16 protein-coding genes, 2 tRNA genes and 1 pseudogene are annotated in these 14,065 nt (G+C 33.0%); 7 read left to right on the top strand and 12 right to left on the bottom strand.

The genetic code is table 11. The annotated features are described in order from the left end of the window. Positions 1 to 66 precede the first annotated feature (66 nt). Entirely contained in the window at positions 67 to 792 is a 726-nt protein-coding gene (locus OQK60_RS09670) for an IS256 family transposase (RefSeq protein ID WP_297686478.1), read from the top strand. Between the two features lie 105 nt (positions 793 to 897). Here the strand turns inward: OQK60_RS09670 and OQK60_RS09665 are convergent, their stop codons facing one another. From OQK60_RS09665 to OQK60_RS09655, 3 genes are read right to left on the bottom strand one after another with little or no spacing between them, the layout of a single operon-like run. After that, entirely contained in the window at positions 898 to 1,920 is a 1,023-nt protein-coding gene (locus OQK60_RS09665; RefSeq protein ID WP_297686476.1) for a M48 family metalloprotease, read from the bottom strand. Between the two features lies 1 nt (position 1,921). Next, positions 1,922 to 2,641 carry a hypothetical protein gene (locus OQK60_RS09660; RefSeq protein WP_297686474.1) on the bottom strand — a complete coding sequence of 240 codons (720 nt, stop codon included), beginning with the start codon at positions 2,639 to 2,641 and terminating at the stop codon, positions 1,922 to 1,924. 21 nt (positions 2,642 to 2,662) lie between these two features. Beyond that, positions 2,663 to 3,943 carry a CHASE2 domain-containing protein gene (locus OQK60_RS09655; protein WP_297686472.1) on the bottom strand — a complete coding sequence of 427 codons (1,281 nt, stop codon included), beginning with the start codon at positions 3,941 to 3,943 and terminating at the stop codon, positions 2,663 to 2,665. 226 nt (positions 3,944 to 4,169) lie between these two features. Between OQK60_RS09655 and OQK60_RS09650 the strand changes: the two genes are divergently transcribed. Next, positions 4,170 to 4,628: a tyrosine-type recombinase/integrase gene (locus OQK60_RS09650; protein ID WP_297686470.1), complete on the top strand. Its 459-nt coding sequence runs from the start codon at positions 4,170 to 4,172 to the stop codon at positions 4,626 to 4,628. A 30-nt stretch (positions 4,629 to 4,658) separates the two neighbouring features. Here the strand turns inward: OQK60_RS09650 and OQK60_RS09645 are convergent. Both OQK60_RS09645 and OQK60_RS09640 read right to left on the bottom strand, forming a co-directional pair. Continuing rightward, positions 4,659 to 4,733: transfer RNA gene (locus tag OQK60_RS09645), tRNA-Asn, on the bottom strand. Between the two features lie 21 nt (positions 4,734 to 4,754). Further along, a tRNA-Met gene (locus OQK60_RS09640) sits at positions 4,755 to 4,831 on the bottom strand. Between the two features lie 133 nt (positions 4,832 to 4,964). On the opposite strand from OQK60_RS09640, the gene groES reads away from it, so the two are divergent. Continuing rightward, on the top strand, positions 4,965 to 5,225 hold the full coding sequence (groES, locus tag OQK60_RS09635; protein WP_297686468.1) for a co-chaperone GroES: 261 nt from the start codon (positions 4,965 to 4,967) through the stop codon (positions 5,223 to 5,225). Positions 5,226 to 5,279: 54 nt separating this feature from the next. After that, the gene (gene groL, locus OQK60_RS09630; protein WP_297686466.1) at positions 5,280 to 6,917 is read left to right on the top strand and encodes a chaperonin GroEL; all 1,638 of its coding nucleotides are present in this window, start codon (positions 5,280 to 5,282) and stop codon (positions 6,915 to 6,917) included. Between the two features lie 107 nt (positions 6,918 to 7,024). Here groL and tpx read toward each other — a convergent pair whose 3' ends face one another. Next, complete coding sequence (gene tpx / locus OQK60_RS09625) at positions 7,025 to 7,534, bottom strand: thiol peroxidase (RefSeq protein WP_297686464.1); 510 nt, start codon at positions 7,532 to 7,534, stop codon at positions 7,025 to 7,027. 101 nt (positions 7,535 to 7,635) lie between these two features. On the opposite strand from tpx, the gene OQK60_RS09620 reads away from it, so the two are divergent. Together OQK60_RS09620 and OQK60_RS09615 are read left to right on the top strand one after the other, a co-directional pair. Beyond that, positions 7,636 to 7,899, top strand: coding sequence for a hypothetical protein (locus tag OQK60_RS09620; protein ID WP_297686462.1), 264 nt, complete (start codon positions 7,636 to 7,638; stop codon positions 7,897 to 7,899). A 20-nt stretch (positions 7,900 to 7,919) separates the two neighbouring features. Then, positions 7,920 to 8,774 (top strand): patatin-like phospholipase family protein, encoded by an 855-nt coding sequence (locus OQK60_RS09615; RefSeq protein ID WP_297686460.1) that lies wholly within the window; start codon positions 7,920 to 7,922, stop codon positions 8,772 to 8,774. 6 nt (positions 8,775 to 8,780) lie between these two features. On the opposite strand, the gene exbD is transcribed toward OQK60_RS09615, so the two are convergent. The 6 genes from exbD to OQK60_RS09585 are packed head-to-tail and all read right to left on the bottom strand — an operon-like array spanning position 8,781 to position 13,519. Continuing rightward, a complete protein-coding gene (gene exbD, locus OQK60_RS09610) occupies positions 8,781 to 9,179 on the bottom strand; it encodes a TonB system transport protein ExbD (RefSeq protein WP_297686458.1) in 399 nt (132 codons plus the stop codon). A gap of 6 nt (positions 9,180 to 9,185) precedes the next feature. After that, entirely contained in the window at positions 9,186 to 9,635 is a 450-nt protein-coding gene (exbB, locus tag OQK60_RS09605) for a TonB-system energizer ExbB (protein WP_297686456.1), read from the bottom strand. After that, entirely contained in the window at positions 9,635 to 10,465 is an 831-nt protein-coding gene (locus OQK60_RS09600; protein WP_297686454.1) for a HAMP domain-containing sensor histidine kinase, read from the bottom strand. Before OQK60_RS09600 ends, exbB begins: the two co-directional genes overlap by 1 nt. Continuing rightward, positions 10,455 to 11,108 carry a response regulator transcription factor gene (locus OQK60_RS09595; protein ID WP_297686452.1) on the bottom strand — a complete coding sequence of 218 codons (654 nt, stop codon included), beginning with the start codon at positions 11,106 to 11,108 and terminating at the stop codon, positions 10,455 to 10,457. The genes OQK60_RS09600 and OQK60_RS09595 overlap by 11 nt, the downstream gene beginning before the upstream one ends. Next, positions 11,101 to 12,108 (bottom strand): dihydroorotase, encoded by a 1,008-nt coding sequence (gene pyrC, locus OQK60_RS09590; protein WP_297686450.1) that lies wholly within the window; start codon positions 12,106 to 12,108, stop codon positions 11,101 to 11,103. Before pyrC ends, OQK60_RS09595 begins: the two co-directional genes overlap by 8 nt. 40 nt (positions 12,109 to 12,148) lie before the next feature. Beyond that, entirely contained in the window at positions 12,149 to 13,519 is a 1,371-nt protein-coding gene (locus tag OQK60_RS09585; protein ID WP_297686448.1) for a phosphomannomutase/phosphoglucomutase, read from the bottom strand. Between the two features lie 123 nt (positions 13,520 to 13,642). Between OQK60_RS09585 and OQK60_RS09580 the strand changes: the two are divergent. Then, positions 13,643 to 14,065, top strand: a pseudogene (locus tag OQK60_RS09580) (aminopeptidase N); the annotation flags it as partial.

The raw sequence follows: 14,065 nt of genomic DNA, 5'->3' as shown, positions 1-14,065 counted from the left end.
TTAAAGGGCATATTATTGGCACAGTAGCTAAATAATTCAGTTGGAAAGTACGGTATTTTTGGGTTTGTGAGTGTATGGCTCCTATTAAAAATAAGAATAGACAGAGTTGTAAAAAATATTTCAGCATATATAATGCTTGGAATCACTCTTGATGGCCAAAAAGAGATTATCGGTATTTGGATTGGAGAGAATGAAACTTCAAAGTATTGGCTGACACTTTTAAATGAACTCAAAAATAGAGGTGTTGAAGATGTCCTGATATTTGCTATAGATGGTCTCAATGGGTTTAATCAAGCCATACAAGCCGTGTATCCAAAAGCTGAAATACAAAGATGCATCGTTCATCAGATAAGAAGCTCTCTCAGATATGTCTCTTGGAAAGACAGAAAAGCGGTTGCAAAAGATTTAAAGACTATCTACACTGCAGCAACAGAAGAAGATGGACAACTTGCGCTTACAGAGTTTAATGATGTATGGGGTAAAAAATATCCTCACATCACTCTGTCCTGGCAGTCTCACTGGAATGAACTTTCCACATTTTTCAAATACCCAGAAGCTATAAAAAAGCTTATTTATACAACAAATCCGATTGAGTCTCTTAACTCAAATATCAAAAGAAAAACCAAATCCAAAGGCTCATTTCCAACTGTAGATTCAGCTTTTAAATTATTATATCTGGCAACTCAGGAGGTTCAGGAAAAATGGAAAAGTGCTAAAATTAGAAATTGGAGTGAGATTTACCCTCAACTTAGTATATTTTTCAGTGAAATTATGGAAAAATATACTAAGTGATTAGATAGATAGAGGTGGATTTACACAGTTTATTTTACAGGCTCCATAAACAACCAATATTTAATGGCTGAAAGCGATTAACTTGACTTTCATATGCTTAGGATATCAAAATAATTGTGCTACATTTTTTATATTAGATATTCTTACTTGTTTGCTAGGATGATCTTGAAATCCACCTTCTTTTTCTTTATCATCGTATTTACTATTATTTACATTTGCTATAAAATTTTTAACATGATCCTCTTTCCTATCAGGTATAAATGCGTTGATAGTTTTTAATCCACATGCATCTGCCTCTATCTCTTGTTCTTGTGGATAAAGCTCATAACTTGCTTTAATGATATCTTTTGTCATAAATCCAGTTGCAACTTTGGTGGCAACATTTTCATCTTGCATTTCTTTAATTAATTTCATAATATCTGTAATATTGTCATATGACATAACAATTTGATATTGTATTTCTTTTGTTGCGTGCCTTTTTGATACATGTGCCAACTCATGTGAAAGTATTGTTTCATACATTCCATTTTCAATATAATCTTCACTAATAAAAACATATCCGTAAGGTAATGATTCAGCTTTTTTTTGTGTTGATAATATATATATTTTTATATCATATGGATACTTTAAATCATTTTTTTCTAGATAGGAATTATATTTTCTGAGATACTTATCTATCTTCGCATACATTTTTTTGTATTTTTTATTTCTTGTTGTTTTCAAAATAACATCACCAGACTCAATTCTATGTTTATATTGCTTTTCACCATAGATTTTTTCAACTTCTAATGGAATCCATAAAAAGTTTTTAGCCATTATTTTTGAAAGCTCTTTAAAATCATCGCTTGTTATATCTTTACCGCTAGATTTATTAGTATTTAAAAAATCTAATATATTGTCTGATTTTGATATACCATACATAGATGTAGTTTTCAATAGTGCTTCAGTGTTTAAATCATAGCTTTCGAATGCTTGATTACACTCTCTATCTACATTGATTGTACTTGTTTCTCCATCCATACCTAAAGCCGATGCACCACTTTTAACTACACTAATTAAACTACCAATACCTAAATCAAATGCGAATAAACTACTTATAATTAAACTACTTAAGAATATTTTTTTCATCTCAGAATGCTCCTTTTAAAATTATGTTCCGATCATATGTCAAACCATATTGATCATAAATAACACTTTTTATATATCTTATTGACTTTTCATCATTAAGACTTTTAACTAAATTAGTAATTTCGTTATTCATCTCTTTATAACTGTCTTGATCTAATGTATCGAAACTACCTTCATAGGTGATTGTGTCAAGCTTAACTTGCCAATAATATTTTTTTGAGTATTCTAATAAGTTTCCAGGTATGTCAACTACATCACTTGTATGGTTCTTTTGCAAAAGAATCTTTTTATAGCTATTCATCAGTACTAATTCAATGTTATACTCTTTATCTAACTTTATATGCAAATTGTTTTTTGGTTTTATAATTGTTCCATTTGGGATTCCAATATCTTTTGCTTCGTTACCAAATCTTTTTATTCCAAATGAAGTTTTTTTATTTGTATTAAAAGATAAAAGTCGTTTAAAACTTAAACTATTTGTATCTATCTTATCAGCTGAATAAGAATCCCCTTTGAATAGTTTTTTGCATCCTAATGATGCGTTTAGAAAGTAACAGATACTTATATCTGTTACTGCTTCAATATTTTTACAATCCATAAGACTTATCGGATGACCAATTTCAGAATCACATTTAAATGTATCTTGCTTGCTACCCATAAACAGTATGTTTGCTAATAAGCTACTTGTAAACAGAAAAAATACAAAGTTATACTTTATCATTTGACTACCTCCATTTTATATTTAAATACTATCAATAAAGCTATATCCACCAATAAAAACTAAAGATGCTTTTATTACATATACTAGGTTTATATAGTTTCCCTTATCTTCAACTTCTTCTTCTCCTAACCCAGTTATTGAGTCAATAAACATTCCAATAATTAAAGGAACAGGGTTAAGCCAAAGATATAGGTTGTGAAATATGTAAGATGAAACTATTAAAGAAATAAATAAAAAGACAGCAGCTACAGTGATCAAACTAAAGTTATTTAGGGCTAACTTGCTTTGTGTAGAAATTTTCTTTCTTTGTTTAATTAGATAACTGATAATTACTCCGAATAGTAAACCAATAATTACATCAGTAATTATTAGTGTCGTTAATGCGTCTGCTTCGTCAATTTTATGTTTTAAAGAATAATATATAGCATTAAGTATTTCAACACCATATTTTTCTCCGTATGGAGTTATATATTTATCACCAAACCCATAACTACCACCTAAAAATACAACCTTGTTTGTAAGATTATATTTATCTAAATCTTTAAAATTATCAATCATAATCGTATTTTTGTTAATAGTTTGGTAATTTACAGGAAGTTGTTTAAATGTATGATGTTCCTCAAAATAGTATTGATTGATGTCTTTTAAATCTTTTATATCAGTTCCAGTAATTTTATTACATACTCCTAAGTTAGAACTACCTTCTTGTAAACTATGTGTAAACAATGAAATATGATTAGGGTCTTGATAATATTGTAACACTGATCCTATTTCATCAGTTATGAATGGAAATGCAAACTTAATATTATTTTCACACATTTGTTTTGCCCAAGTAAGTTTTAGAGTTTTATTTTCTTGTGTGTCTGCTATGAAGGCAAAAGGCAAAAATATCTTTACATTATCGGAATTATTCATCAATATATTATATAAATTTGTTTGTATCTGCTTTTTATTTTCAAAATTATAATCAGGTGATATATCAAGGTCAAAAATAAGACTTTTTGGATTTTTATCCAAAATATTTTGAACTAAAATACCAAGCTTATCTTTGTTTAATGGAGTTTTGGAATTAAATTCTTTTTCAAACGTTTTATTACTAATTAATATTACAACAGAATCAGAATGATTGGAATAAACAGGAGTGCTCTCATCATATGTACTAGAAATATTTCTAAGCATAGCTGAGTGAAGCATGTCAAAATACCCTAATTGTTTATCCAGTATATATATTATCCCGTTAACAAACAAGAATGAGTAAATGATTAATACAAGGGTATTTTGTTTGATGCTATTTAAATTCATTTATAATAATAGTACCTTGTTTTAATATTGTCTTTCGTTACATTCAATTGTATTATATATAAAAATATTTAAATTACTATGATGTTTTATAAAAAAAGTTACATAATGTGGCATGCAAAAAAATAAAAGAGTATATTCGAAATTATATGGTGTTACCGTTCTAGAACTAAAAGTGCTTATCTACAGTTGCAGTAAAATCTTAAATTTCTGTTTTTAGGAGATGTAAGTGATAAAAAGTGTAGTCAGATCAGGTAAGGATGGAAAATTAAAAACTGAATCTAGTTATAGAGAGATTGAGATTTTAGATTCACTATTGCCTTACTTGAAAAATCAATATCAACTAACTGGTTCACAAAACTCTTATGTGTTTTTAAATGAGAATCATGAACCTCTATATGATATAAAAAGGATACGAGATAATCAATGGAAAAAGACACTTATAAAGTGTAAACTTGATTATCGACCTATTTATCATACAAGACATACATTTGCTACGGTAATGTTGGAGAACGGTGAGGATATTCTGTGGATATCAAATATGTTAGGTCATAAAGATTCTACAATGACACTTAGCAGATATGCAAAGTATATAAAGCGTGATGATAAGAAAAGAGCTACATTCTTAGAAAAAACAGTGGCACTAAAAGACACCGAAACGACACCGATTATTGAAAAAGTTGGTTGAAAGTCGCTGTTTATGGGGTTTCAAAAGTAATGGCTCCGGATACTGGATTCGAACCAGTGACCAAGTGATTAACAGTCACCTACTCTACCGCTGAGCTAATCCGGAATGTAAAAAGTTCTTAAAAAATGGTGTCAGAAGAGAGACTTGAACTCTCGACCTCCGGCTTATGAGACCAGCGCTCTAACCAGCTGAGCTACCCTGACATCTTTTAAGAGGCAGAATTATATTGTTTTAAACCTTTAAATAGCTTAAAATAAATAATTCTAAAGTAATTTACCAAGGATTTAACAAAAATTTAGTAGAATCACATTTATTAAATTAATTAAGGAGATATATATGAATTTTCAACCTTTAGGTAAAAGAATTTTAGTTAAAAGAGTAGAAGAGGCTAGCACTACAAGTAGTGGAATTATTATCCCTGATAGTGCACAAGAAAAGCCTGCAAAAGGTGAAGTAGTTGCAGTAAGCGCAGAAGTTACTGAGCTGGCTTGTGGAGATGTTGTAGTATTTGGAAAATATACAGGCAGTGAGATTTCATTAGATTCACAAAAGTATTTAGTTATGGAAACTGATGATATTTTTGGAATTATAAAATAATTCAATTCAATACAATTAATAAATTAAATAATAAATTAAAATAAGGAATATTAGATGGCAAAAGAGATAATTTTTTCAGATAATGCAAGAAATGCATTAGCTCGTGGTGTTGCGAAACTTACAGATGCAGTAAAAGTAACAATGGGGCCTCGCGGTCGTAATGTACTTATTCAAAAAAGCTATGGTTCACCGGTAATTACTAAAGATGGTGTTTCTGTTGCAAGAGAGATAGAATTAAAAGATAAACTAGAAGATATGGGTGCTCAACTTGTAAAGCAAGTGGCATCAAATACTGCAGATGAAGCAGGTGACGGTACTACCACAGCTACAGTTTTAGCAAATGCTATTTTTTCTGAAGGTCTTAGAAACATCACTGCGGGTGCAAATCCTGTTGAAGTAAAACGCGGTATGGACAAAGCTTGTGACGCTATTTTAGAAAACTTAAAAGAAGCTTCTAAAGTTGTAAACGGTAAACAAGACATTGCTCAAGTTGCTACTATTTCAGCAAACTCTGACACTTCAATTGGGGATATGATTGCTGAAGCTATGGATAAAGTCGGTCAAGATGGTGTTATTACTGTTGAAGAAGCTAAAGGGATAAGTGATGAGCTTACAGTTGTTGAAGGTATGCAGTTTGACCGTGGTTATCTAAGCCCGTACTTTATTACAAATACTGAGAAGATGATTGCAGAAGTAGAGAATCCTTGGATTTTACTAGCTGACAGTAAAATCACTTCATTAAAAGACTTGCTTCCGGTTTTAGAGCAAGTTCAAAAAACAAATCGTCCACTTCTTATAATAGCTGAAGATGTAGAAGGTGAGGCACTTTCAACTCTAGTTGTAAATAAACTTCGCGGTGTTTTAAATATCTCTGCTGTTAAAGCTCCTGGCTTTGGCGATAGAAGAAAAGCTATGCTTCAAGATATTGCAACACTTACAGCGGGTACTGTTATTTCAGAAGAGACAGGTCACACACTTGAAGGTGCAACAATTCAGATGTTAGGTCAAGCTTCTCGTGTTGTAATTGACAAAGATAACACTGTAATCGTAGCAGGTGCCGGCGATGAAGCGGCTGTTAAAGCTAGAATCTCTGAGATTAAAGTTCAAATCGACGCTACTACGAGTGAGTATGACAAAGAGAAACTTCAAGAGCGTTTAGCGAAACTTTCAGGCGGTGTGGCAGTTATCAAAGTAGGGGCTGCAACTGAGACTGAGATGAAAGAGAAAAAAGACCGTGTTGATGATGCACTATCAGCTACAAAAGCTGCAGTAGAAGAGGGCATTATAATCGGTGGTGGAGCTGCATTAGTTCGTGCAGCTGCGAAAGTTACTCTAGACCTTGAGGGTGATCAAAAAATCGGTTGTGAGATTATTCTTCGTGCAGTAAAAGCACCGATGAAGCAGATAGCTGAGAATGCAGGTTATGATACCGGTGTTGTTGTAAATGCAGTTGAATCTGCTCAAAACCAAAGTACAGGTTTTAACGCTGCAACAGGTGAGTATGTAGATATGTTTGAAGCTGGTATCATCGATCCGCTTAAAGTTGCTCGTGTAGCTCTGATAAACGCAACTTCAGTTTCAAGTCTTCTTTTAACTACAGAAGCTGCAATTTATGAAATTCCAGAAGAGACTCCAGCTCCAGATATGGGTGGTGGAATGCCTCCTCAAATGGGAATGCCGGGTATGATGTGAGACCCGTAAAAAAAACGACAATTTCTTGTCGTTTTCAGGGTCGGAACCACAGACGATGTCCGAAGGACCGCCGAGAACTAAAGCGTTTTCAAAACCACATATGAAACTTATCTAGCTTCTTTTATAGCATCTAACGCAGCTTCATAGTTTGGCTCTGCCGTTACTTCCGGTACGATCTCTTTATAAACAACTTCTCCACTTCTATCCACTACAAAAACCGCTCTTGCACTTAAGCCTACAAGTTTGTTGTCAGCCATTAATACACCATACGCTTTACTAACTGCTTTGTCAATATAATCAGATGCTACAGTAAGGTTTTCAATCCCTGAAGTTGTACAAAAACGCTCAGAAGCAAAAGGTAAATCCATAGAAATAACAGTAGTTTCACATATATCCAAGTTATTTACATCTTGATTAAATCTTCTAGTTTCAGCTGCACATGTATCAGTATCTAAAGATGGGACAGTAATGATTAGTTGAATATTATCTTTAGCTCCGCCAATCTCAACATCACTTAAGTCAGTTGCTACAGCAGTCACAACTGGTGCTTTGTCTCCTACATTGATTTCATTTCCTGATAATTTGACAGGACTCCCGTTAAAAGTAGTAGTTTGCATAGACATTCCTTAAAAAAAATTTAAAATATATTATCATAAAAATAATGTAAGTTATCTTATTTATTATATAATTAATACACAAATAACTACAAAGAGAACAAATGCAAAATCCTTTTGAATCGGGTCATATCAAAAATTATTTATTACTTTATGCGAGTGTGGTAGTTATAATGGTGCTTTTTTTTATTGCGAGTACTTTGTTTCTTGATGTTGAGGATATTGAGAAAAAAACTTTTGCTACAGAGTCAAGTAAAATTTCAACAGTAGACAAAGAGAATAATATTGTAGAAGAAAAAAGCCAAACAAATAGTTTTAGACTTTTAGAAGTAAATTCAACGAGTTATGGTGGATATAATGGCAATTAAAAAGTATAGAAAGTTTTAACATGGAAGAAAAAAGAGTATCTCTAGTCCTTGGTAGCGGTGGCGCTAGAGGAATGGCGCATATTGGTGTGATAAGATGGCTTGAAGAACATAATTATAAAATAGAGTCCATTTCAGGCTGTTCCATGGGAGCCTTAGTTGGTGGTTTTTATGCTGCAGGTAAGCTTGATATTTTTACAAAATGGATAATTGAAGTTGATGGTATTGACTTGCTAAAGCTTTTAGACTTAAGCGGTTCAGGCGGTCTTGTATCTGGAAATAAAATTGTTGATAAGATGCAAGAATTATTAGGAAGAAATTATCTCATAGAAGAATTGCCAATAAAATTCACTGCTGTTGCGACTGATATAGATGCAGAAAAAGAGATCTGGATAAACAAAGGCCCGATGCTAGATGCCATTAGGGCCTCTACATCTTTACCGCTATTTTTTGCTCCTTATGTGCTTAATGGAAGGTCTCTTGTAGATGGTGGTACCTTAAACCCAGTTCCTATCGCTCCAACTTTTCATGATTCTACAGATATGATTATTGCTGTCAATCTTGGTGGTGAGATGCTGCCAAAATTTGATTTGCAAATAATTGAAGAGAACAAAACTTACTATTCAAAAATAAAAGCGTATATAAGCAAAATATCATTACCTGAGTCTATAGTTGAAGAAGATGGTATGTATGCTGTTGCAAATAAAGCTTTTGAGTCTATGCAGAGTACAATTGCTCGGATGAAACTATCTGCATACCCACCTGATGTAGAGATAATTATCCCGAAAAATCTGTGTGATACTTTTGATTTTGACAAGGTAGAAGAAGTTATTGAGTATGGTTACAACATGTGTGATAAAACTTTTGCTAAAAAATAGAGCTTATTAATTATTTTCTTTTGTGATTATATATAGCTGTTCATGCTTTAGGCGCTTTAAAATATCCATAACACTTACAAAGTCTTGAAATTTTGACTCTTTGTCACTTCTAAGAACTACCGCTTGCTCTTTGGATATAGTTGTTAGTTTTTCTTCAAGCTCTTTTAGGTTTACTTTTTGTTTTTCAAAAAATAGTTCACCTTTAGCATTTACATAAATAGTAATCTCTTTTTTAATATCTTCTTTAGCGCTTGTCTTAGTGGTCGGCAAATCAACAGGAATAACACCTTGGTTGATAAATGTAGCCGTGGTTAAAACCATGACCAAAAGAACAAGCATGATGTCTATAAAAGGTATTACATTTATTTCATCAAATCTTTTGCGTTGTATTTTAAATTTTGCCATAAGTAGTTATTTACTTGCTTTTTCTTGTGCTACATCAAATATAGTTAATATTTTTTCAACTTTGCGTAGTAAAATCGTATATGCAACAATTGCGGGCATAGCTACCATAAGACCAATAGCAGTAGCTTTTAAAGCAAGAGCAAGTCCTACCATAATCTTTTTAGCATCCACAGCTCCAGTATCACCCATAGTGTAAAAGGTAAACATAATTCCCAGCACTGTTCCAAGAAGACCGACATATGGAGCATTTGAGCCTATTGCTGAGATTACATTTATATTGTCAGTTAAATCCATTTCAAGGTTGTCTCTATGATCATAATCTTCACTGCGAACAGTTGAATAAAACATCATTCTCTCTATAAACAACCATAGGGTAATTATACTCATAAGGATTAAAACCCCAATTACACCGTAGTCAATAGCATCTTCTGCATAAGCTAAAAAATTGTTTTCCACTAATCTTCCTTAAATTTTAATATAACTGTCGTACCAACATTGGGCGTGGATTTGAAATTTAACAAAATTCCATTCGCGTCACAAAATCTTTTTACCATACTGAGTCCTATTCCAAAACCCTGTATATTGCTGTTGCTTTGGTAATAGTTGTCAAATATTTGCAACAGCTCAACTTCATCCATTCCGCAACCGTAGTCTTGAATTTGAAGTTCATTGTCTTGTAATCTTACATCAATATTGTGAATGTTTTGTGAATATTTTACAGCATTATCTATAAGATTGTCAATAACCTTGGATAAGCCTACTTTATCATTGTTAATTTGTGTAGAGTGAAGGTTGAGATTAAATTCTACATGTGGATATATCGGCTTTAAAAAAGCAACTCTTTGAGTAATTAGTTCATCAAGATTGAAATCTTCTTTTGTAATGTTTGAGCTTTGCAGTTTTATCATATAGTCTAGTTCATTATATCTCTGCTGAAGCATATCACAGGCCCTCTCAATCCTAGTGGCTCTTTTTAAATCTTTTTCATTTTCAATATTTTTTCTTAACATATGCATATTTGTTTTTATTGTACTTATGGGAAGGTTTAGTTCGTGTAGAGTCTCTTTTGATAGGTTTTGAAGATTGTTTACATGTTGAACGAGAGGATCAACTGAAAGTTTAGATATTACAACTCCTCCAAAGGCGATTAAACATAACAAAACGACTGTCAGTAAAGGAATATTTGTTATTTGAACAATTGCTATAAAGTAGTATAAAACAGCTAAAAAAGTAGCTGTCGTTAAGAAATAGTATAAAAAAACATTTATACGAAGATTACGAAACAAGTTTATATCCTACACCACGAATATTTTCTATGCTCATTTGAGGAAGAAGCTGCTTTATACGGTTTATATAAACTCTTATTGCTCCATCACTTCCGGTCTCACCAATAGCCCATAGTTCATCTAAAATCAACTCTTTTGGTACAGTACTGTTTACATGTTGCATAAGTAAAAGAAGCAATTCATACTCTTTTTTTGATAGTTCTAGCTCTTCATTATCAAACAGAATACGCTTGTGAGTATCATCATGACAAAGCAGACCAATGCATTCTATTTTATTTAGGTTAACTCTTTTTAAAAGTGCGTTAATGCGAAAAAATAGCTCATCACTGTCGAATGGTTTGGTTATAAAGTCGTCTGCTCCGCTAACAAAACTATTTTTTAGAACCTCTTTATCTTTATGCGATGTTAAAAAAATTGTAGGTGTATTGTCATTGGCTTCTCTCAATTCTTTTAAAAGTGTAATACCATCGATAAGAGGTACATTTATGTCAAGAAGGTAAAGGTCAAATTTTTGTGAGTAAGTAGTATCAAGTGCACTCTGCCCATTTGGAGCGTGCGTGACTTCAAAGTCAGAGTCTTCTAGCAAATCGACAAGAGTCTCTGCAAAGAGCAGATCATCTTCTAGTAGTAAAACTTTAGTCAATGCTCTCAATCGCCCAATTTATAGCATTGCCTGCATACATAGGTACAACCCCGCCATAATTCTCAGGTACTACAAAGGGTCTCTTCTCTAGAGTAACCTCTTTAAACTCAGGACAGATTCCATAAATGCGTTGTGCATTGTCGCTGACAAAATCTTGAAGATTATCAAGTTTGTCATACTGCTCAAAAATCTCACATAAAAGTTGTAAAGCAATAGGTGCTGTAAAAACTCCGGCTGCACATCCACAACTCTCTTTTTTGTCTTGAGGATGAGGTGCAGAGTCTGAACCAAACATTACTTTTGGGTGCGCTTCAAGAGCAACGCTTAAAAGTGCATCTAAGTCTTCAGGTCTTTTTGCAATCGGTTTACAAAAAAGATGTGGCTGCATCATCCCGCCAACAACATCGTCAAGAGTCAAAAGCAAGTGGTGAACGGTGATAGTCGCATAAAGATTTTCATATTTATCTAACATGTCAACAGCTGCTTTTGTCGTAATATGCTCCATAATGATTTTAAGGTCTGGAAAGTTTGTAGCCAAAAGTTCATAAATACTCATAAACTCAGCTTCTCTGTCCATAACAAAACCGTCAGTCTCACCATGAACACAAAGCGGAATTCCTAAGGTGCTCATAGCTTCTAATGTCTCACGCATTTCCTCAATGTCAAAAGATGAAACACCGCCTTCAGAGTTTGTAGTTATTCCTGCAGGATAAAGTTTGATAGCTGCAATATCATCAACAACACTAGCCAAGAATTTTTTATCATAGTTTTTATAAAACAGAGTCATATATGGCTCAAAATAGTCATTTGGAACTGCTGCCATAATTCGCGCTTTATAAGCTTGTACATCTTCTAAAGTCGTAACCGGAGGTACAAGATTTGGCATAATTATCGCACCGCTAAAACTGTAAGCAGTAAGCGGAGCAACATTTTCAAGCATAACTCCATCACGAAGATGTAAGTGCATGTCAAGTGGCATTAAAAGAGTATGAGTTTTCATTGGTTTGTCAATCCTGTATTAATTAGTTTTAAAATTATATCTAAATAGAACTTTTAGCCTCTAAAATTAAATTGTTTATTGCTTTTTCATAAACTAAAACCTCTTCTTGAGAGGTTGATTCAAAGCGAGTAACTAAAACTGGAGTTGTGTTACTAGCTCTTACAAGTCCCCAACCATTTTCAAAGTTGATGCGAACACCATCTACATCAATAATATCTTTGATAATTGGAAAAGTAGCTGATGGATGAAGTAAAAGTTCTTTAACTTTATCTATAATTTTAAATTTTTCAGATTCAGTTGTTTTTACTTTTATCTCCTCAGTTGAAAAAACTTGTGGAAGTTTTGCTAACTCAACATCCAAATCTATTCCATCATGAATAAGCTCTAACATTCTAAGAGTTGCATAAATAGCATCATCGTAACCAAAGTAACGGTCTTTGAAAAACACATGTCCACTAACTTCACAAGCTAAATCAGCACCTGTTTCTTTCATTTTTACTTTTAGATTTGAGTGACCAGTTTTGTACATGATAGCTGTTGCACCACGACGCTCAAGCTCATCGTACATAACTTGAGAACATTTTACTTCACCAATAACAGTAGGTTTGTCCATTTTCATAGAGTATAAAAGGGCCATCATGTCGCCTTTTATATTGTTTTTATGCGTTAAAACTGCTATTCTATCGGCATCACCATCATACGCAAAAGCAATATCATTACCATCTGCTAAAAGTTTTTTTACATCTTCTAAATTGTGTTCTTCTGAGGGGTCTGGATGATGATTTGGAAAACTTCCATCTGGATCTACATAAAGACCAGTTGTTTTAAGGTTAAGACGAGAGAAAATATCTTCTGTAACAACACCTGCAACCCCGTTTCCACAGTCATATACTATCTTTGTCTCCATGCCTTTTAAGTGCCCAAATGCATTTACTATAAAATCGATATATCTTGTGAGAGCATCTATTTTAGTGACATCTCTTTGTACTTTAGCCGGCATCTGCATAGCCTCACACTCGCGACCTAAAGCATAGATGTCTTCAGAGAAAAACGGTGCTTTATCTACGGTGATTTTAAATCCGTTGTACTCGCTTGGATTGTGTGAGCCTGTAATCATAATAGAAGCAGATGGAGTAACGCTAGCATTTCCTATTTCCCACTCCTGATAGTTTGTAAAGTAGTTAACCGGAGTAGGCACAAGACCCATGTCAAGAACTTTTTTACCACCGGCATTAAGACCGTGAACAAGATACTCAAAAAGAATAGGAGAGTGACTTCTGGCATCATAACCAACAGCAACATATTCGCCGTCAATTTTTGAAGCAAGTGCGTAACCAATACGGACAACACTCTGCTCGTTTAACTCTTTTTCGTAGATGCCTCTTATGTCGTATTCTCTGTAAATGCTCACAATATTTGCCTTATAATTATTAATGATGTAATTCTACAATAAGAATCTTACAAAGCAATTATTTTACTTGTTGTCATACCCTTAATGACTTATGCTATCATTAGAAAAAAATAAAGAGAATTTATGAGTAAAGTAGAGACGATTTACCTAAAAGATTATAAAGCACCAGAATTTAAAATACATAACTGCGACTTGGTTTTTGAACTATTTGAAGAGTATACTTTAGTGACCAATATGATGAGTATTACTAAAGAAGACAAAAATGCCAAAGACATAGTTTTAAACAGCATAGACTTAGAATTGGTAGATATATATTTAGATGATTTGAAGCTTGATAATACAAGATATGTCATAGGTGAAGAAACTCTTACGATTTTAGATGTCCCAGATGAGTTCAAAATAATTATCCTCAACAAAATTTATCCGCAGTTAAACAGTGAATTAGAAGGGCTTTATAAATCAGGAAATATTTTTTGTACACAAAATGAACCCGAAGGTTTTAGAAGGATAACTCCATATATAGACCGTCCTGATGTTATGGCTGTG

The sequence above is a fragment of the Sulfurimonas sp. genome (assembly GCF_026196735.1).
Lineage (GTDB): Bacteria > Campylobacterota > Campylobacteria > Campylobacterales > Sulfurimonadaceae > Sulfurimonas.
This window is presented reverse-complemented; position numbering and strand designations above follow the sequence as displayed.